This is a genomic window from Streptomyces sp. NPDC002853, from assembly GCF_053591915.1.
Genome location: NZ_JBSFUS010000009.1, coordinates 350,595 through 368,951, shown reverse-complemented (window position 1 = coordinate 368,951; position 18,357 = coordinate 350,595). Strand labels below are relative to the sequence as shown.

The following is an 18,357-nucleotide window of genomic DNA, read 5'->3' as shown; positions in this document are numbered from 1 at the left end:
ACATCGGGCCGTGGTCCGAGACCGGGCCTAGGACCGGCGACCGAGACGCCGGCGGGGCGTGAAGAGCCGTGCGTCGGGCAAGTGGACTGGACCAACGAAGGCTTCCCACCTGTGACTTGAGTCACAGGACCCATATTTTGTTGACCCTGTGTACCGAGTGAGCTGCTCGCTGTGATTCAGTGACGGTGGCAATCAGACACTGAGAGAACTCAGGTACGACGAGAACACTAAGGGCGCTGCGAATCCTGGAGTTGCTGTCGAGGTCTCGGGGAGAGCGAGCAATGGAGACCGAGTCGGAGCCGTACGTCCGTCTTGCGACCCTGCGGCAGCTGCATCAGGTGGTGGCGGATCTCAATACGGCCCGGAGCCTGGCGGACACGCTGCAGACCGTCGCCGACGGCGTGGTCAACGGCCTTGGCTATGAACTGGCGTGCGTCAATCTCGTGCGCCCTGACGGCGACCTCGTGGTCGCCGCCTTCGCGGGCAACACCGCCGCCGAGGCCCTCATCACCGGCCGGGTCGGCTCCCGCGAGGCCTGGGAGAAGCGGCTCTCCATGGGCGAGGCATGGGGCGCCCTGCGGTTCATCTCGTACACCGAGGGCTGGGTCCTGGACGAGGACGACGTCCCGCAGTGGTACACCGACGGCCCCGAGCCCCGCTTCGAGGACGAGTGGCACCCCGCGGACCGGCTCTTCGCCCCGATGTACGCGACGGGCGCGGCCGGCGGCGAACTGCTCGGCGTGATCTCCGTGGACCGGCCCCGCAACGGCCGCAGGCCCGGCGCCTGGGGCCGCGAGGCCCTCCAGATGTACGCCTTCCAGGCCGCCATCGCGATCAGCAACGCCCGCCTTCGCGCCAACATGCAGCGCGCCCTGGTCCGCCTGGAGCGCGAGCAGCAGGCGCTGCGGGCCAGCGAGGAATCCTTCCGCCAGGCCTTCGAGTACGCGCCCTCCGGCATGGCCATCGCCGAGATGGGCGGCGACCAGCACGGCCGCATCCTGCGCACGAACGACGCGCTGTGCCGCCTGCTCGGCCGCCCCGCGTCCGCGATGCGCCGCTATTCGTTCTCCGACCTGGTGCACCCCGAGGACATCGGCACCCTCCTGCGGACCTCCGCCGAGGGCGGCAGGGCCGAGCTGCGCCTGGCGCGCCGCGACGGGACGTACGTCTGGGTCTCCCTGCGCAACAGCGTGGTCGCCGACGCCGCCGACGGGCCGCGCTTCCTCCTCACCCACGTCGAGGACATAGAGGAGCGCAAGCGCCGCGAGCTCCAGCTCGCGCACCGCGCCTCGCACGACTCCCTCACCGGCCTGCCGAACTCCGCCGAGCTGCGTTCCCGCCTCAGCTCCCGGCTCTGCAGGCGGCCGCACGCGGGCCAGCCGAGCGCGGTGGACTCGCTGGACGCGGCATACGACGGCGTGTACGACGCGGAGGGCCGGCACAGCTTCGACTACGGCTCGCAGAACGCGCACACCCTCCAGCAGGGCGCCGAGGGCTTCGACCATCACGTGCACACCGTCGCGCCCCCCGAGGGCCAGGGGGACACGGACGACGGCACGAAGGGCCTCGCCGTGCTCTTCTGCGACCTCGACGGCTTCAAGTCGATCAACGACCGCTTCGGGCACCACACGGGTGACGCGGTTCTCATTGAGGTGGCCAGGCGGCTGACCAGCGGTGTCCGCGACGGGGACACGGTCGCGCGGCTCGGGGGTGACGAATTCGTCGTCCTGGCCGACGGGCTCGGCCGCGCCGACGCCCAGGACCTCGCGGTGCGGCTGCGGAACGCGATCATCCCGCCGATCCGGGTGGACGGCAGGGCGGTCCGGGTCGGTGCCAGTTTCGGCATCGGGTGGGCACACTGCGGGATGTCGGCCGACGAGGTGTTGCACTCCGCTGACCAGCGGATGTACGTGGAGAAGCGGTCACGTGCCAAGCAGCACAGGCGTGCCGGATGAGGCAAACGCCACCCCGTGGTCTCACCCGGAGCGGGTAGGCTCCCCCGGTCAGCGACATGAGGGAGTGACCAGGGAATGACGCCCGGCAACAACGGCGAACACACGCCGAACCCGCCGGAGGGCGACGACGATCCGTTCGGCTATCTGTACGAAGACGGACAGGCGGCCGGCGCCACCCCGCCCAGCGGCGGGGGCGGCTACGGGTACCCCGGTCCGCGGTCCTCGTACAACCACGTGCGCGCGGTCGGCGACCGTCGGCCCAACACCTACGGCACACAGGCCGCGCCCACGTACGGCCAGCAGGTGCCGCCGCAGCAGCAGGCGTACGGCCAGCCGAACGCGCACTACGCCGCTCCGGAGACACAGCCCGGCGGGGCCCCGACCACGCCGCAGTACACCCCGGCGTCCCGCGGCTCCGGCGGTCGTGGCGGCGGCCCGAACACCAAGGGCCTCCTGATCGCCGCGATCGCGGTCGTCGCGGTCGTCGCCATCGGGATCGGCGCCGCGATGATGTTCGGCGGCGGCGACGACGAGGGCGGCAAGAAGGAAGCGGGCGGCGGCTCCACCCAGGCCGAGACGGTCGAGCCCAGCGAGAAGCCGACGAAGAAGCCCGAGAAGCCTGCCGCCGACCTCCCGAAGACGGACGCGAAAGCGCTGAAGCTGGAGGGCGGCACGACCACGGCCTCGGACATCGAGGGCGCGGAGTCCGACGGCGGCACCTACGTGTCCGGGTTCGACAAGGTCGGCGCCCAGGTGACGTGGACCGTCAACGGCATCCCCAAGGCCGGCTCGTACAGCCTCCGCGTGAACTACGGCGTCCCCGGCAAGGACTCCAACGCCACCATCCTGGTCAACGGCAAGAAGCAGACCCGTCCCCTGAACATGAAGAACTTCGCCAACGCGGAGGAAGGGGACTGGGCGAAGGGCTGGACGAACACCTGGGCGGTGGTCCAGCTCACCAAGGGCACCAACGCGATCACGCTCACTTGCGCCCAGAGCGACCTGTGCGGGACGACCGGGGCGAACATCGACAAGATGTGGCTCGTGGAGGGCAGCAACGGCTGAGCCGTCCGCCCCTTCCGGGGTTGCTCCTGGGGCTGCTTCAGGGCCCCAGGAGCCCCAGGAACCCCGCCACCGTCCCGGCCATCGCCTCGCGAGCCGGGGCGAGGTATTTCCGGGGGTCGACGCCCTTGTCGTGGGCGGCGAGGTACGCGCGCACCTCGCCCGTGAACGCCGTGTTGAGGGCCGTGCCGACGTTGATCTTCACCATGCCGGACGCGACGGCCTGCCGGATCTCGTGGTCCGGTACGCCACTTGAGCCGTGCAGCACGAGAGGCACGGGCACGGCCGCCGCGAGGGCACCGATCAACTCGTGGTCCAGGGCCGCCGTGCGCTCCGTCATCGCGTGGGAGGAGCCCACCGCCACCGCGAGGGCGTCGACACCCGTGTCGGCCACGTAGGCCGCCGCTTCCGCGGGGTCCGTCCGCACGCCCGGCGCGTGCGCGTCCAAGGGGGCCTCGCCCTCCTTGCCGCCCACCTTGCCGAGCTCGGCCTCGATCCAGATGCCCCGCTCGTGGCCCCAACGCACGGCGTCCGCCGTCGCCTTGACGTTCTCCCCGTACGGCATCTTCGACGCGTCGAACATCACCGAGCTGAAGCCCTCGGGGTGCGCGGCCCGCAGCAGCTCCGGGGCCATGACGTGGTCCAGGTGCAGGGAGAGCGGGGCCGACGAGGTGCGGGCCACCGCCGCTGCCGCCGCCGCTATGGCGGACAGGCTGCCGCCGTGGAACTTCACGGCGTTCTCGGAGATCTGGAGGATCGCGGGGGAGCCCGCCTGCTCGGCGCCCGCGGCGATCGCCTCCGCGTGCTCCAGCGTGATCACGTTGAACGCGGCGACTCCGCGCCCGTTGGCGCGCGCGTCGGAAACCAGGTCGCCGGTGGATACGAGTGGCACGATGAATGTCCCCAATTCCTGGGCCTGCACGGCCCGTTGTGCGTCGCCCACGCGGTGACGCGTGATCTCACGCCGCGGTGGCCTCCCCGGTCACCGCGACCCGCGCGAGCAGGTCTTCGTACGTCGGGAGTGCGAACTCGCCCGCCACGGGGGACTCGACGGTCGCCGCGGACAGTGCCACGGCCCGTGCGAGGCGCCGCGGCCACGGGAGTTCCTCGACCAGGCCGGAGAGCAGACCCGCCACCGCCGAGTCACCGGCGCCCGTCGGGTTGCCGCGCACGCGGGCGGGCGGTGCCGCCTGCCAGGTGCCCTCAGGAGTGACGGCACGCAGGCCCTCGGCGCCCAGGGACGCCACCACGGCGTGCGCGCCCCTGCGGCGGGCGTCACGGGTCGCCTGGGCGGGCTCGTGGGAACCGGTCAGCTCGGCCAGTTCGTCGGCGTTCGGCTTGACGATGTCGGGGCGGGCGGCGACGCCACGGCGCAGCGCCTCGCCGCTGGTGTCCAGGAGCACGGGGACCTTGGCGGCGCGAGCGGCCCGTACGAGCGTCGCGTACGCGCCGACCGGGACCCCCGGGGGCAGGCTTCCGCAGAGCGCGACCGCGGCGGCGCCCCGGCGCAGCAACTCCTCGTACGACGCCTGGAACGCGGTCCATTCGGCGGGTGACACCGCCGGTCCCGGTTCGTTCAGCTGGGTGGTGTCGCCGGTCGCCGCGTCCACGACGGCGAGCGTGCGGCGGGTGGCGCCCGCGACGGGCACGAGGGCGTCCGTGACGCGGGGCTCGCGCGTCAGGCGCTCGTGCAGGACGCGGCCCGTGTCGCCGCCCGCGAAGCCGGTCACCGTCACGTCGTGGCCTAGGGCGGCCAGTACGCGGGCGACGTTCAGGCCCTTGCCGCCGGGGCGTTCGATGACCTCGGTGACGCGGTGCGATGCGTGCGGGACGAGGGCGGGGACGCGGTAGGTGATGTCCAGGGCCGCGTTCAGCGTCACTGTGAGGATCACTCGTCACTCACCCCCGAGTTCGCTTCGGGACGCGCTTGCCGCCCGTCTCTTTCCGGGGCTGATCATGCCAAAGAGAAGGCGGTTGGCCCAGGGGTCCGGGCCAACCGCCTTCTCTTCGTTGTCTCTTCAACGGGTGGTGAAATCACCCCAGTTGGGCCTAATTGGGCGCAAGCACCCACTCGCCCTTGCGCATGACGCCCTTCAGGTCGAACTCCGCGTCCAGAACCACCAGGTCGGCGTCCTTGCCGGGTTCGAGCGAGCCGATCTCGTCGTACATCCCGAGGAGCTTGGCCGGGTTGGCGGAGATGGCCCGTACGACGTCGTCGACCGGCAGCCCGTCCACGGTCACCGAGCGCTTGAACGCGCGGTCGAGCGTGAGGGTGGAGCCCGCGATCGAACCCCCTTCGACGAGGCGCGCGACGCTGTCCTTCACCTCGACCTCCAGCGGGCCGAGCATGTACCGGCCGTCGCCGAAGCCCGCCGCGTCCATCGCGTCCGTGATGAGCGCGGTGCGGGCCGCGCCCGCGTGGTGGAAGGCCAGCTCGAACGCGGCGGGGTGCAGATGCGTGCCGTCGTTGATCAGCTCGACCGTGATCCGCTCGTCCTCCAGGAGCGCGGCGATCGGGCCCGGCTCGCGGTGCCCGAGGCCCGGCATCGCGTTGTAGAGGTGCGTGGCGACGGTGGCGCCCGCGTCGATGGCCTGCACCGTCTGCTCGTACGAGGCGTCCGTGTGCCCGATGGCCGCGATCACACCGTGCTCGGCCAGGAGGCGTACGGAGTCGATGCCGCCCGGCAGCTCGGTGGCCAGCGTCAGCATCTTCGCCCGGCCGCGGGCCGCGTCGATCAGCTTGCGGACCTCGGCGGGGTCCGGGTCGCGCAGGAGCACCTCGCTGTGCGCGCCCTTGCGGCACGGCGAGATGAAGGGGCCCTCGAAGTGGATGCCCGCGATGTCACCCTGCTCGGCCAGCTCGCTGAGCATGCCCGCCCGCTGGGCGAGGAAGTCCATCTCGCCGGTGACGGTGGAGGCGACGAGCGTGGTCGTGCCGTGCAGGCGGTGCGTGTGGACGCCCTTGAGCACGTCGTCGACCGTGCCGGAGGTGAAGGAGGCGCCGCCGCCGCCGTGGGTGTGGATGTCCACGAAGCCGGGGACGACCCAGTGGCCGGGGGGCAGGTCGATGGTCTCGGCGTCGGCGGGAGCGCTCCCCGCCACGCGCGTGCCGTCGACGATCACACGGCCGTTGGAAAGGGTCCCGGTGGGCAGGACCACCTGAGCACCGGCGAGGACCTTGCTAGTGGCCATCAGGCGGTTACCTCCGTGGATTGGGTGGGGTCGGGGTCGGGGTCGGGTGCGGGGTCGGTTCCTTCGAGGAGATCCCAGGCGAGCAGGCCCGCGCCCAGGCACCCGGCGGTGTCCCCCAGGGCGGCGGGGACGATGAGGGGCTGGGTCTGGAACGTGACGATGCGGTCCGTCATGGCCGCCCGCAGGGGTGTGAACAAGGTTTCCCCGGCCTCGGCCAGACCGCCACCGATGATCAGAGTGTGCGGGTCCAGGAGGGTGAGGGCCGTGATGAGGCCGTCGGCGAGCGCGTCGACGGCGTTCTGCCAGACCTGCCGTGCTCGTGGGTCGCCCGACTCGACGGCCTTCGCGCAGTCCGCGGCGTCCGCCTCGGGGTCGCCGCTGGCCGCCGCCCAGGCCTCGCTCACCGCCGACGCGGAGGCGAGGCGCTCCAGGCAGCCGCGCTGGCCGCAGCCGCAGGGTGGGCCGCCGGGGCGCACGATGATGTGGCCGATCTCGCCCGCCGAGCCATGGGCGCCGGGCTCGATGCCGCCGCCGATGCCGATGGCTCCGGCGATGCCGGTGCCCAGGGGTACGAAGAGGAACCGGTCGGCGCCCTTGCCCGCGCCGATCCGGCCCTCGGCGAGGCCGCCGGTGCGGACGTCGTGGCCGAGGGCCACGGGTGCGCCTTCCAGCCTGTGGCTGAGCAGTTCCCGCATGGGTACGTCGCGCCAGCCGAGGTTCGAGGCGTAGACCGCGATGCCCCGCTCGGTGTCGACGATGCCGGGGACCGCGACGCCGGCCGCGGCGGCGGGCTCCCCGAACTCCTTGATCCCGTGGGCGCGGAGGCCGGCGGCGAAGTCGAGGATGGACTCGACCACGGCATCGGGCCCGCGTTCACGGCCGGTGGCTCGCCGCGCCTCGTGCAGGAGCGTGCCGTCCGCTCCGACCAGGGCGGCCTTCATTCCGGTGCCGCCCACATCGAGGGCGATGACGTGTCTCACGGGGGACAGTGTCGCGCCTCCGCCGCGAGAGGTCTAGTCCACTTCGGCCAATCGCCGGGCACCCGCGGTGGGCGGGGCCCCAAAACCGCCGCTTCGCGGCGATGTTTCCGCCCGCCCACCTGTGCACCCCGAAGTCGGCCGCTAGCTCAGGATGACGCTTCGCGTCAGGTTGCGGGGGTGGTCCGGGTCGTAGCCGCGGGACTCCGCGAGGGCCACCGCGAGGCGCTGGGCGCGGATCAGGTCCGCGAGGGGGTCGGCCTCCTCGCGGGCGACAAGCTCGCCGCCGACCCGGGCGACATCCCCCGCAAGCCCCTCGGGAAGCACGCCGAACATCCACGCCACCCGGCCGGGGCCGGTGATGGAGATCGGCCCGTGGCGGTACTCCATCGCCGGGTACGACTCGGTCCAGGCGCCTGCGGCCTCCCGCATCTTCAGCGCGGCCTCAAGGGCCAGACCGTACGTCCAGCCACGCCCCAGGAACGTCCACTGCTCAGCCGCCACAACCGCCGGAGGCAACGGCTCCGACACCGCGAGCTCCGCGTCCACCGCCGCGTCGGCGACCGACTTCACGCCGGGGATGTCACCGAGCCCGGCCCGCAGGAAGGCGAGCGCGGTCGTGGCGAAGCGGGTCTGGACGACCGACTCCTCGTCCGCCCAGTCCAGGACCGCCACCGAGTCGGCCGCGTCCATGATCGGCGTCTTAGGGTCGGCGGTGAGAGCCGTGGTCGGGACCGTGCCCTTCAGCTCGCCGAGGAGTTCCAGGACCTCCGTCGTCGTGCCGGAGCGGGTGATGGCGACCACCCGGTCGTACTTCCGCCCCGCCGGGAACTCCGACGACGCGAACGCGTCCGTCTCGCCCTGCCCCGCGGCCTCCCGCAGCGCCGCGTACGCGATGGCCATGAACCACGACGTCCCGCACCCGGTGACGGCGACCCGCTCGCCCGGCTGGGGCAGCCCGTCGAAGGTGAGAGCGGCCTCGGCCGCCCGGTGCCAGCAGGCGGGCTGAGTTGCTATCTCTGCTGCGGTACGCGACATGCGTCGAGACTCCTTGCCGGTGGGCTGTCAGTGGTACGCCGTTGCACAAGCGATACTGAGGTGGTGTAGACCTCGTGTCCATACGCGAGGGAAAATCGCAGTTCACGTAGATCATCGAGGGTGGGAACAGCTGTGCAGCGGCGCGCGACAGGACTGACCGCGGCGATAGCCGTACTTGGCATGGCGGCGGTGCTCGCCGGCTGCGGCGGTCCGGGCGACTCCGGCGACGTCACCCTCAAGCTGGTGGCCGCCGACTACGGCGACTCCAAGGCCAACAGTTCCCAGAAGTACTGGGACAAGATCGCCGAGAAGTTCGAGGCCGACAACCCCGGCATCAAGGTCGACGTCAGCGTCTACTCCTGGACCGACGTCGACCGCAAGGTCAAGGAAATGGTCAAGGCGGGCGACGCCCCCGACATGGCCCAGATCGGCGCGTACGCCGACTACGCAGCGGCGGACAAGCTGTACCGCACCGAGGACCTGGTCTCGATCTCCACCCAGGCCGACTTCATGGCCCCCCTCTCCGAGGCGGGCGAGGTCAAGCGCGTCCAGTACGGCATGCCGTTCGCCTCCTCCACGCGCCTGCTCTTCTACAACGAGAAGATCTTCAAGGACGCCGGTCTCACCCCGCCGCAGAGCTGGACCGAGCTCGCGGCCGCCGCCAAGACGCTCAAGGCGCGCGGCGTGAAGATCCCCTACGCCCTGCCGCTCGGCAAGGAAGAGGCGCAGGCCGAGACGATGCAGTGGCTGCTCAGCGGTGGCGGCGGCTACACCGACAACGTCGGCACGTACGACATCGACTCCGCGCAGAACGTGAAGACCTTCACCTGGCTGAAGGACGAGCTCGTCGGCAAGGGCCTGACGGGCGCCACGCCCCCCGCCAAGCTCGACCGCGCCGAGGCCTTCGCCGCCTTCACGCGCGGCGACGTCGGCATGCTCAACGGCCACCCCACGCTGATGCAGATGGCCGCGAAGAAGGGCGTGAAGTACGGCATGGTGCCGATGCCCGGGGTGAACGGCCACGCGCAGGCCACGATGGGTGTCGCCGACTGGATGATGGCCTTCAAGCAGCGCGGCAACGGCGAGGAGATCGGCAAGTTCCTCGACTTCGCCTACAGCACGAAGAACGTCCTGGACTTCTCGCGCGAGTACGACCTGCTGCCGGTCACGAACTCCGCCGCCGAGGAGATGACGGGCAACAAGAACGACAAGGCGCTCGCCGAGTTCCTCGACGAGCTGCCCACCTCGCAGCTGTATCCCGTGGGCAAGACGTCCTGGGCGCAGGTGTCCGTCCAGGTGAAGAAGTACATCGGCAAGGCAGTCGACACGAACGGCAATCCGGCGTCGATCCTCAGCCAGATCCAGACCAAGGCGGCCACCGAGGAGAACTCGGAATAGCGTGGCCGGTATGACGGACGATGACGGCGCCGGACTCCCTGGACTCCCGGACGACACCGGGCTCTCCGAGCGTGATCGCGCGATCCTCGCCCTGGAGCGCCGTGACTGGGTGACCGGTCCCGGCGCCAAGGAGCGGGCCGTGCGCGAGCAGCTCGGCCTGGTGCCGGTCCGCTACTACCAGCTCCTGAACGCCCTGCTCGACGATCCCCGCGCCCTCGCGCACGATCCGGTCACCGTCAACCGGCTTCGGCGGGTCAGGGAGTCCCGGCGCGGGGAGCGTTGAGCGTAGGGTCGGGCCCATGGGTGACCCTGTGTACTCGACGTACTCTCCCGAGCTGCCCGAGCCCGTGACCGCCGCCGGGCGCGAGGGCCTCGCCGCGCTGCTCGCGCGCCCCGGGAAGGCCGTGATCGCGCTCGACTTCGACGGCACGCTCGCCGCGATCGTGCCCGACCCCGAGCAGGCCCGCGCCCACCCCGGCGCCGTCCCCGCCCTCGCCGCGCTCGCGCCGAAGGTGTGTTCCGTCGCGGTCGTCACCGGGCGCCCGGCGGGTGTGGCGGTGCGCTACGGCGGCCTCGCGGGCGTGCCCGGCCTCGAACACCTCGTCGTGCTCGGGCACTACGGCGCCGAGCGCTGGGACGCCGTCTCGTCCACCGTGCACGCGGCGGAGCCGCACCCCGGTGTGGCGGCCGTGCGCGCCGAACTGCCCGGTTTCCTGGACACGATGGGCGCGTGGCGCGGTACGTGGATAGAGGAGAAGGGCCGGGCGGTCGCCGTCCACACCCGGCGTGCGGCCGATCCGCAGGCCGCGTTCGAGGCGCTGCGTGAGCCGCTGGCCGAGCTGGCGTCCCGCCACGGCCTCATCGTCGAACCGGGCCGTCTGGTCCTGGAGTTGCGGCCCCCGGGCATGGACAAGGGCGTGGCCCTCGCTGACTACGTGCGCGAGGTCGGCGCGGAGACGGTGCTCTACGCGGGCGATGACCTGGGCGACCTGCCCGCGTTCGCGGCCGTGGAGAAGCTGCGCTCGGATCAGGTGCGGGGGCTGCTGGTGTGCAGCGGCAGCGCGGAGGTGGCGGAGCTTGCCGAGCGGGCTGACGTGGTGGTCGACGGTCCGGGGGGCGTGGTGGAGCTGCTGGGTGCGATTGCCTCGCGGCTCGGCTGATCAACGGGGTTTTGTCCCCAGCCCCGCCTCTTCCCGAATTCCGGCTGCGACGGAGCGTCCTCAGACGCCGGACGGCTGAAGAATCAGCCCGTCCGGCATTTGAGGCCGTGCCCAAGGCATCAGGCTCAGGCCCGCAGCGCCCGCAGCTGGTCCAGGAACCACTGGGCCGGGGGCAGTGCCGTGGCTGCCGCCGCGAGGCGCTTCGTGCGTTCCGCCCGCTCCGCCTCCGGCATGGTCAGCGCCGCGTGCAGCGCGACAGCCGTCCCCGTGACGTCATACGGGTTCACGACGACCGCGTCCTCGCCCAGCTCCTCGTACGCCCCCGCCTCCCGGGACAGGACAAGAACGCACCCGTCGTCCGAGACGACCGGGACCTCCTTGGCCACCAGGTTCATTCCGTCCCGGATGGGGTTCACCAGGGCCACGTCCGCCAGGCGGTACGCCGCGAGCGAGCGTGCGAAGTCGTCCTTCACGTGCAGGACGACCGGGGTCCAGCCCTCCACCCCGAAGCGCGAGTTGATCTCGTCGGCGACCCGCTGCACCTCCGCCGTGTACTCGCGGTACACCGGGAGGTCCTGCCGCGAGGGGTACGCGAAGGCGACGTGCACCACCCGCTCCCGCCACTCGGGGCGGGACTCCAGCAGCTCCCCGTAGGCGAGCATTCCCCGCACGATGTTCTTGGACAGCTCCGTCCGGTCCACCCGGACGATCACCTTCCGGTCGCCGGAGCCCCCGATCTGCTCCCGCAGCGCGACGAGGCGTTCCTCCACGTCCGCCCGCCGCGACCGCTCCCGCAGGAAGTCCGCGTCCGCCCCGAGCCCGTGCACCCCGATCCGCGTACCGGACGTACCGCCGAGGACGGCGACGCAGCACTCCTGGAACGCGTCCGCCCACCGCCCGGTGAGGAACGCCGCGCGGTCGGCGCCCAGGATGCCGCGAAGGAGCTGCTCCGCGACGTCGTCCGGCAGCATCCGGAAGTAGTCCACCGGCGCCCACGGCGTGTGCGAGAAGTGGCCGATGCGCAGGTCGGGGCGCAGCTCACGCAGCATTCCCGGCACCAGGGCGAGGTGGTAGTCCTGCACGAGGACCGCCGCGTCCGCTCCGGCGCTCTCGGCGAGTGCCTCGGCGAAGGCCTGGTTGTACGTCTCGTACGCCGCCCACTGCGCCCGGAACTCCGGGCCGAAGGCCGGCTCCAGCGGGGTCTGGTAGAGCATGTGGTGGACGAACCACAGGACCGAGTTCGCGATGCCGTTGTACGCGTCCGCGTGCACCCGCGGGTCGATGTCGAGCATCCGCACGCCGGGCTCGCCGACTCCGCGCCGTACGGCCTCGCGGTCGCCGTCGCCGAGCGCCGCGCAGACCCACAGGGCCGCGTCGTCGCCGCCGGAGTCGCCGATCGCGCTGAGCCCGGAGACGAGTCCGCCTCCGCCCCGCTTGGCCGTCAGTTCCCCGTTCTCCTCCAGGGTGTACGTGACGGGGCCGCGGTTGGACGCGACGAGGACCTGGGCGGAGGCGTGCTCGGAGACCATGAGGCGAACCTAGCCCCTGGGGCGGGGGCTCAAACACGTCCGAAGGGCCCTAGTCGCGCCTGCTCCTCGCGGCCGCCACCGCCAGCGCTCCCAGGGCGCACAGGGAGATCGCCAGTCCCGCGTACAGCATCGTGTCCGAGTCGCTGCCCGACTTGGCCAGTTCTCCCCGGGGGACGGGCGCGCCCTGTTGTTCCGGGGGCTCGGGCCGCGCCTGCGCCCACCGGGAGATGTCCTCGGCGTGGCCGATCGTCGGTGCGGCGGCGGACGCCGTGGCCGCGGACGCCGCGGACGCGCCGAGTGCTCCTGCCGCGAGGGTGGCCGTCGCCAAGGCCACGGCACCGACGCGTAGCGCGCTTCCCACTGCTTGTCTGACCCACATAAGTGGGGAATGTAGACAAAATGCCCGGCTTGGGGCGGTTACGCCACGCGGCGAGCCGTGTACTCCGCGATGCCGCTCATCGGTGGCCGCTCCTCCGTGTCCACCGAATGGGTCCGCGGCTCGAACCCCTGCTCGCCCCGTTCGAACTGGGTGAGCTCGGGCCGTACGAGATGGCCGCGCGCGAGCCGCAGCTGCGCCGTCCGGTAGATCGCCGCCGCCATCCGGCCGAGCGCCTGCCCGTCCTGGTGCCGGTGCTTGCGCACCCCGACATCGACCTGCGCGAGCGCGTCGAGGCCCACGGTGTGCAGCGCGTCGACGAGCAGCCCCAGCTCCACCCCGTAACCGACGGGGAACGGCAGCCGCTCCAGGAGGGACCTGCGCGCCGCGTACTCGCCGCCCAACGGCTGGACGAATCCGGCCAGTTGGGGCCAGTGCATGTTCAGCAGCGGGCGCGCCATCAGCTCCGTGACCCGGCCGCCCTGACCTGCGGTCTCACCCAGGGGACGGTCGTACATCGCCTTCACGAGGTGTACGTCGGGCTCGGTCAGGAGCGGGCCCACTATGCCGGTGACGAAGTCCGCCGAGAACTCCCGCAGGTCCGCGTCGACGAACGCGACGATGTCACCGCCGGTCACCAGGAGCGAGCGCCACATGACCTCGCCCTTGCCGGGCACGGCCGGGATGCGCGGCAGGATCACGTCCCGGTGCACGACCCGCGCGCCCGCCTTCCGGGCGACCTCGGCCGTACGGTCCCGCGAGCCGGAGTCGATCACCACGAGCTCGTCGACGAGAGCGGCCTTCTCGACCAGCTCACGGCGGATCTCGGCGACGATCTCGCCGACCGTCCCCTCCTCGTCGAGCGCGGGCAGCACGACGCTCACCGAGGTCCCCGACGCCCGCTTGGCGGCGACGAGCGCGCTGAGCGGACGGTCGGCAACGGACCAGGAACGCCTGGTCAGCCAGCGCTCGGCCTCTTCCAGCACGGGTGGCTCCTCCTGTGTGTGGCCTACATGTGATCCATCTCGCGGTTCGGACGACTATCTCAAGGGTCCAGGCCGTCGGTTACAGTCTTGAACAACGCCGATGACCATCGCATGCCGGGGTCATCGCGCGACAAATGCCCTGGGGCCCCTGAAGCCCCCGGCGCCATACCGCTCATCCAGAGGGGCAGAGGGATACGGCCCGTTGAAGCCCCGGCAACCATCCCGCCGACCGCGCACGCGAGGTCTCGGTGGGGAAGGTGCCAATTCCGTCTCGCGGCGAAATTCGTCGCGGGGAAGATGAGGAGAAAGGGCCTCGCCTCCATGGCTGCGCAGACTGTCGCAACGAACGACACCACCCCTTCCACCCAGGCTTCCACGGGTTCCGTGGACCTCGGCCCCGCATCGGGCCTCTCTTGCCGCGAGTGCGGCGAGCTCTACGCCCTCGGCCCGATCTTCGCCTGTCAGGCCTGTTTCGGCCCGCTCGAAGTGGCGTACGACCTGCCGACCGGTGACCCCGAGGCGCTCAGGAAGCAGATCGAGGCCGGCCCCGACAACATCTGGCGCTACGCCCCGCTCCTTCCCGTCCCGGCGAACGTCGCCGAGAAGCCGAACATCAACCCCGGCTGGACCAAGCTCGTCAAGGCCGACAACCTCGCCCGTGAGCTCGGCGTCGAGCAGGGCAAGCTGTTCGTCAAGGACGACTCCGGCAACCCGACGCACTCCTTCAAGGACCGCGTCGTCGCGCAGGCCATCGAGGCCGCGCGCGCCTTCGGCTTCACCACGCTCTCCTGTTCCTCCACCGGCAACCTCGCGGGCGCCGTCGGTGCCGCCGCGGCCCGCGCCGGCTTCCGCTCCTGCGTGTTCATCCCGCACGACCTGGAGCAGGGCAAGGTCGTCATGGCCGCGGTGTACGGCGGCGAGCTCGTCGGCATCGAGGGCAACTACGACGACGTGAACCGCTTCTGCTCCGAGCTCATCGGCGACCCGCTGGGCGAGGGCTGGGGCTTCGTGAACGTGAACCTGCGGCCGTACTACGGCGAGGGTTCCAAGACCCTCGCGTACGAGATCTGCGAGCAGCTGGGGTGGGTCCTTCCCGACCAGCTGGTCATCCCGATCGCCTCGGGCTCGCAGCTCACGAAGATCGACAAGGGTCTGAAGGAGCTCATCCAGCTGGGTCTGGTCGAGGACAAGCCCTACAAGATCTTCGGGGCGCAGGCCGAGGGCTGCTCGCCGGTGTCCACCGCCTTCAAGGCCGGGCACGACGTCGTGCGCCCCCAGAAGCCGAACACCATCGCCAAGTCGCTCGCCATCGGCAACCCCGCCGACGGGCCGTACGTCCTGGACATCGCGCGTCGCACGGGCGGTGCGGTGGAGGACGTGAACGACGAGCAGGTCGTGGACGCGATCAAGCTTCTCGCTCGCACGGAAGGGATCTTCGCGGAGACCGCGGGCGGCGTGACCGTGGGCGTCACGAAGAAGCTGCTCGATGCGGGGCTCATCGATCCCTCGCTGACCACGGTCGTGTTGAACACGGGCGATGGGCTCAAGACCCTCGACGCCGTTGCCGAGACGTCTCAGGCGACGGCGACGATCAAGCCCAGCCTTGACGCGTTTCGCTCCGCTGGTCTTGCCGGTTAGCCGCCGTAGGGCCTGAGCCTTCTTTCCGCCTGCGGACCGTTGTGGCTGGTCGCGCAGTTCCCCGCGCCCCTGAAGGGGCCCCACGCACCCCGAGGTGAATCCATGAGCGTAAACGTCCGCATCCCCACCATTCTTCGCACCTACACCGGCGGTCAGTCCGAGGTCGCCGCCGAGGGGGCGAACCTCTCCGAGGTCATCGCCGACCTGGAGAAGAACCACGCCGGTATCGCCGCCCGCGTCCTGGACGACCAGGGCAAGCTGCGGCGCTTCGTGAACGTCTACGTGAACGACGACGACGTCCGCTTCGAGCAGGGCCTGGAGACCGCGACGCCGGACGGCGCGGGGATCTCCATCATCCCCGCCGTCGCGGGTGGCTGAGCCTGGTTGATTCTTTAAGGAAATACCCTGCGTAATCCTTGTTGCCCCCTCCGCGAGAGAAGCGGAGGGGGCAATTCCATGTGGTTGAGCGCGGTACAGTTGGGAAACGAGCTTCCCCGTTTGTGCCGAGCGCATATACGAAGTCGCCCCGAGGGCGACAAGAAGTAGCCAAAGTGCACTGCCCATTTGCCCTTCCCGTGGCATTTGTCTGGCCCGACTTGCCCTGAACTCCGGTGAATTCTCCGCATATTACCGATCAGGCGTGCCCAGAATTCTCGTCCGATTGACCTGTTGCAGAGGGCAGTTGGACAGATACATTCAGCCGCGGTCGACGCGTTCCGGCGCACGCCTCCACAACCCATTGGGGGGGTGAGGTCTGACCCGGGTCCGCGAAGTGCGGGTCCGTGCAAGGGCCAGTAATAGGGGAGTTAGGCATGGCTCAGGGCACCGTCAAGTGGTTCAACGCGGAGAAGGGGTACGGCTTCATCGCGGTCGACGGTGGTGCGGATGTTTTCGTCCACTACAGCGCGATTCAGATGGACGGCTACCGCACCCTTGAAGAAGGTCAGCGAGTGGAGTTCGAGATCTCGCAGGGCCAGAAGGGTCCGCAGGCGGACATGGTCAAGCTCGCCGTCTGATCTCGGCGCGATCGGCCAGCGAACTTAGCGAGTGACGAGGGGCCCGCATCCCGACAGGGGTGTGGGCCCCTCGTGCGTCCGCGGCGCACTTCTGGCCGCGCGCCCCCTCCCGCGTCCGCGATCCATGAGAGGCGCTTGCACTCGCAGGGGTCGAGTGCTAATCATTGGGCTTAGCACTCTCCCAGTGAGAGTGACAGAACTTGGATCGGGTCGGTGAGGCCCGCAGGCCGGGTGGGGCAAGGAACCACAAGGCTTGCAGGCCGTCCGTCGCGGGCGCTGGCGCGATCCGGAAGCATGCCACCCCTGTCCGGGAGGACCACTTCACATGGCCAAGATCATCGCGTTCGACGAGGAGGCACGGCGCGGCCTCGAGCGCGGCATGAACCAGCTCGCCGACGCCGTCAAGGTGACCCTGGGCCCCAAGGGTCGCAACGTCGTCCTCGAGAAGAAGTGGGGTGCCCCCACGATCACCAACGATGGTGTTTCCATCGCCAAGGAGATCGAGCTCGAGGACCCGTACGAGAAGATCGGCGCCGAGCTGGTCAAGGAGGTCGCGAAGAAGACGGACGACGTCGCCGGTGACGGCACGACGACCGCGACCGTCCTGGCGCAGGCGCTGGTCCGCGAGGGCCTTCGCAACGTAGCCGCCGGTGCCAACCCGATGGCCCTCAAGCGTGGCATCGAGAAGGCCGTCGAGGCCGTCTCGGGCGCCCTGCTCGAGCAGGCCAAGGACGTGGAGACCAAGGAGCAGATCGCTTCGACCGCCTCCATCTCCGCCGCCGACACCCAGATCGGCGAGCTCATCGCCGAGGCGATGGACAAGGTCGGCAAGGAAGGCGTCATCACCGTCGAGGAGTCGCAGACCTTCGGGCTCGAGCTTGAGCTCACCGAGGGCATGCGCTTCGACAAGGGCTACATCTCGGCGTACTTCGCCACCGACATGGAGCGTATGGAGGCGTCGCTCGACGACCCGTACATCCTGATCGTGAACTCGAAGATCTCGAACGTGAAGGACCTCCTTCCGCTCCTCGAGAAGGTCATGCAGTCCGGCAAGCCGCTGCTGATCATCGCCGAGGACGTCGAGGGCGAGGCCCTGTCGACCCTGGTCGTCAACAAGATCCGTGGCACCTTCAAGTCCGTCGCCGTCAAGGCCCCGGGCTTCGGTGACCGCCGCAAGGCCATGCTCGGCGACATCGCCATCCTCACCGGTGGCACCGTCATCTCCGAGGAGGTCGGCCTCAAGCTGGAGAACGCCGGTCTCGACCTGCTCGGCCGCGCCCGCAAGGTCGTCATCACCAAGGACGAGACCACGATCGTCGACGGCTCCGGTGAGAGCGACCAGGTCCAGGGTCGCGTCAACCAGATCCGCGCCGAGATCGAGAACTCGGACAGCGACTACGACCGCGAGAAGCTGCAGGAGCGCCTGGCGAAGCTCGCCGGCGGTGTTGCGGTCATCAAGGCCGGTGCCGCGACCGAGGTCGAGCTCAAGGAGCGCAAGCACCGCATCGAGGACGCCGTTCGCAACGCGAAGGCCGCCGTCGAAGAGGGCATCGTCGCCGGTGGTGGCGTGGCCCTCATCCAGGCCGCCGCTGTCTTCGAGAAGCTTGAGCTCGAAGGTGACGAGGCCACCGGTGCCGCCGCTGTGAAGCTGGCCCTTGAGGCCCCGCTGAAGCAGATCGCGGTCAACGCCGGCCTCGAGGGTGGTGTCGTCGTCGAGAAGGTGCGCAACCTGACCGTCGGCCACGGCCTGAACGCCGCGACCGGTGAGTACGTCGACATGATCGCCGAGGGCATCCTCGACCCGGCGAAGGTCACGCGCTCTGCCCTGCAGAACGCCGCGTCCATCGCCGCGCTGTTCCTCACCACCGAGGCCGTCATCGCCGACAAGCCGGAGAAGGCGGGCGCTGCCCCGGCCGGCGGCGGCATGCCGGGCGGTGACATGGACTTCTGATCGACCTCTGGTTGATCGACGTCCCGTACGTACCGAGGGCGGCACTCCTTCTCACGAAGGGGTGCCGCCCTCGGGCGTT

General features: G+C 70.5%; 17 protein-coding genes and 1 riboswitch. Of the genes, 9 read left to right on the top strand and 8 right to left on the bottom strand.

The window, feature by feature from the left end:
- Window positions 1-281: 281 nt before the first annotated feature.
- Both cdgB and ACWD02_RS26230 read left to right on the top strand, forming a co-directional pair.
- A complete protein-coding gene (gene cdgB / locus ACWD02_RS26235) occupies window positions 282-1,955 on the top strand; it encodes a diguanylate cyclase CdgB (RefSeq protein ID WP_451214874.1) in 1,674 nt (557 codons plus the stop codon).
- Window positions 1,956-2,030: 75 nt separating this feature from the next.
- Entirely contained in the window at window positions 2,031-3,020 is a 990-nt protein-coding gene (locus ACWD02_RS26230) for a carbohydrate-binding protein (protein ID WP_451214873.1), read from the top strand.
- Window positions 3,021-3,057: 37 nt separating this feature from the next.
- Here ACWD02_RS26230 and ACWD02_RS26225 read toward each other — a convergent pair whose 3' ends face one another.
- The 5 genes from ACWD02_RS26225 to ACWD02_RS26205 all read right to left on the bottom strand — a co-directional run bounded on the left by ACWD02_RS26225 (window position 3,058) and on the right by ACWD02_RS26205 (window position 8,224).
- Window positions 3,058-3,909 (bottom strand): class II fructose-bisphosphate aldolase, encoded by an 852-nt coding sequence (locus tag ACWD02_RS26225; protein WP_451214872.1) that lies wholly within the window; start codon window positions 3,907-3,909, stop codon window positions 3,058-3,060.
- Window positions 3,910-3,976: 67 nt separating this feature from the next.
- Window positions 3,977-4,909, bottom strand: coding sequence for a 1-phosphofructokinase family hexose kinase (locus ACWD02_RS26220; protein ID WP_451214871.1), 933 nt, complete (start codon window positions 4,907-4,909; stop codon window positions 3,977-3,979).
- A gap of 157 nt (window positions 4,910-5,066) precedes the next feature.
- Entirely contained in the window at window positions 5,067-6,209 is a 1,143-nt protein-coding gene (gene nagA / locus ACWD02_RS26215) for an N-acetylglucosamine-6-phosphate deacetylase (protein ID WP_451214870.1), read from the bottom strand.
- Complete coding sequence (locus ACWD02_RS26210; protein WP_451214869.1) at window positions 6,209-7,189, bottom strand: ROK family protein; 981 nt, start codon at window positions 7,187-7,189, stop codon at window positions 6,209-6,211. The genes nagA and ACWD02_RS26210 overlap by 1 nt, the downstream gene beginning before the upstream one ends.
- 141 nt (window positions 7,190-7,330) lie before the next feature.
- Window positions 7,331-8,224, bottom strand: coding sequence for an SIS domain-containing protein (locus tag ACWD02_RS26205; protein ID WP_451214868.1), 894 nt, complete (start codon window positions 8,222-8,224; stop codon window positions 7,331-7,333).
- Window positions 8,225-8,356: 132 nt separating this feature from the next.
- Between ACWD02_RS26205 and ACWD02_RS26200 the strand changes: the two genes are divergently transcribed.
- From ACWD02_RS26200 to otsB, 3 genes are read left to right on the top strand one after another with little or no spacing between them, the layout of a single operon-like run.
- Window positions 8,357-9,622, top strand: coding sequence for an ABC transporter substrate-binding protein (locus ACWD02_RS26200; RefSeq protein WP_451215001.1), 1,266 nt, complete (start codon window positions 8,357-8,359; stop codon window positions 9,620-9,622).
- A gap of 10 nt (window positions 9,623-9,632) precedes the next feature.
- Window positions 9,633-9,905 carry a DUF3263 domain-containing protein gene (locus tag ACWD02_RS26195; RefSeq protein WP_451214867.1) on the top strand — a complete coding sequence of 91 codons (273 nt, stop codon included), beginning with the start codon at window positions 9,633-9,635 and terminating at the stop codon, window positions 9,903-9,905.
- Window positions 9,906-9,921: 16 nt separating this feature from the next.
- A complete protein-coding gene (otsB, locus tag ACWD02_RS26190) occupies window positions 9,922-10,782 on the top strand; it encodes a trehalose-phosphatase (protein ID WP_451214866.1) in 861 nt (286 codons plus the stop codon).
- A gap of 125 nt (window positions 10,783-10,907) precedes the next feature.
- Here otsB and ACWD02_RS26185 read toward each other — a convergent pair whose 3' ends face one another.
- From ACWD02_RS26185 to ACWD02_RS26175, 3 genes are all read right to left on the bottom strand, one after another.
- Entirely contained in the window at window positions 10,908-12,311 is a 1,404-nt protein-coding gene (locus ACWD02_RS26185; RefSeq protein WP_451214865.1) for an alpha,alpha-trehalose-phosphate synthase (UDP-forming), read from the bottom strand.
- Between the two features lie 49 nt (window positions 12,312-12,360).
- Entirely contained in the window at window positions 12,361-12,639 is a 279-nt protein-coding gene (locus ACWD02_RS26180; protein ID WP_451214864.1) for a hypothetical protein, read from the bottom strand.
- 89 nt (window positions 12,640-12,728) lie between these two features.
- The gene (locus ACWD02_RS26175) at window positions 12,729-13,673 is read right to left on the bottom strand and encodes a glucosyl-3-phosphoglycerate synthase (RefSeq protein ID WP_451214863.1); all 945 of its coding nucleotides are present in this window, start codon (window positions 13,671-13,673) and stop codon (window positions 12,729-12,731) included.
- Window positions 13,674-13,842: 169 nt separating this feature from the next.
- Window positions 13,843-13,977: riboswitch (SAM riboswitch) on the top strand.
- 17 nt (window positions 13,978-13,994) lie between these two features.
- Between ACWD02_RS26175 and thrC the strand changes: the two genes are divergently transcribed.
- The 4 genes from thrC to groL all read left to right on the top strand — a co-directional run bounded on the left by thrC (window position 13,995) and on the right by groL (window position 18,278).
- Window positions 13,995-15,311, top strand: a complete 1,317-nt coding sequence (thrC, locus tag ACWD02_RS26170) for a threonine synthase (RefSeq protein WP_451214862.1) — start codon at window positions 13,995-13,997, stop codon at window positions 15,309-15,311.
- 102 nt (window positions 15,312-15,413) lie between these two features.
- The gene (locus ACWD02_RS26165) at window positions 15,414-15,689 is read left to right on the top strand and encodes a MoaD/ThiS family protein (RefSeq protein WP_361194437.1); all 276 of its coding nucleotides are present in this window, start codon (window positions 15,414-15,416) and stop codon (window positions 15,687-15,689) included.
- A 434-nt stretch (window positions 15,690-16,123) separates the two neighbouring features.
- Window positions 16,124-16,327 carry a cold-shock protein gene (locus ACWD02_RS26160; RefSeq protein WP_005315736.1) on the top strand — a complete coding sequence of 68 codons (204 nt, stop codon included), beginning with the start codon at window positions 16,124-16,126 and terminating at the stop codon, window positions 16,325-16,327.
- A 325-nt stretch (window positions 16,328-16,652) separates the two neighbouring features.
- The gene (gene groL, locus ACWD02_RS26155) at window positions 16,653-18,278 is read left to right on the top strand and encodes a chaperonin GroEL (protein ID WP_055551550.1); all 1,626 of its coding nucleotides are present in this window, start codon (window positions 16,653-16,655) and stop codon (window positions 18,276-18,278) included.
- The last annotated feature ends 79 nt before the right edge of the window (window positions 18,279-18,357 follow it).

Bases quoted from the DNA above. Each gene is read 5' to 3' on its own strand.
- thrC (WP_451214862.1), top strand. From the start codon at position 13,995: ATGGCTGCGCAGACTGTCGCAACGAACGACACCACCCCTTCCACCCAG.
- groL (WP_055551550.1), top strand. From the start codon at position 16,653: ATGGCCAAGATCATCGCGTTCGACGAGGAGGCACGGCGCGGCCTCGAG.
- ACWD02_RS26185 (WP_451214865.1), bottom strand. From the start codon at position 12,311: ATGGTCTCCGAGCACGCCTCCGCCCAGGTCCTCGTCGCGTCCAACCGC.
- cdgB (WP_451214874.1), top strand. From the start codon at position 282: ATGGAGACCGAGTCGGAGCCGTACGTCCGTCTTGCGACCCTGCGGCAG.
- ACWD02_RS26160 (WP_005315736.1), top strand. From the start codon at position 16,124: ATGGCTCAGGGCACCGTCAAGTGGTTCAACGCGGAGAAGGGGTACGGC.
- otsB (WP_451214866.1), top strand. From the start codon at position 9,922: ATGGGTGACCCTGTGTACTCGACGTACTCTCCCGAGCTGCCCGAGCCC.
- ACWD02_RS26230 (WP_451214873.1), top strand. From the start codon at position 2,031: ATGACGCCCGGCAACAACGGCGAACACACGCCGAACCCGCCGGAGGGC.
- ACWD02_RS26205 (WP_451214868.1), bottom strand. From the start codon at position 8,224: ATGTCGCGTACCGCAGCAGAGATAGCAACTCAGCCCGCCTGCTGGCAC.
- nagA (WP_451214870.1), bottom strand. From the start codon at position 6,209: ATGGCCACTAGCAAGGTCCTCGCCGGTGCTCAGGTGGTCCTGCCCACC.
- ACWD02_RS26165 (WP_361194437.1), top strand. From the start codon at position 15,414: ATGAGCGTAAACGTCCGCATCCCCACCATTCTTCGCACCTACACCGGC.
- ACWD02_RS26195 (WP_451214867.1), top strand. From the start codon at position 9,633: ATGACGGACGATGACGGCGCCGGACTCCCTGGACTCCCGGACGACACC.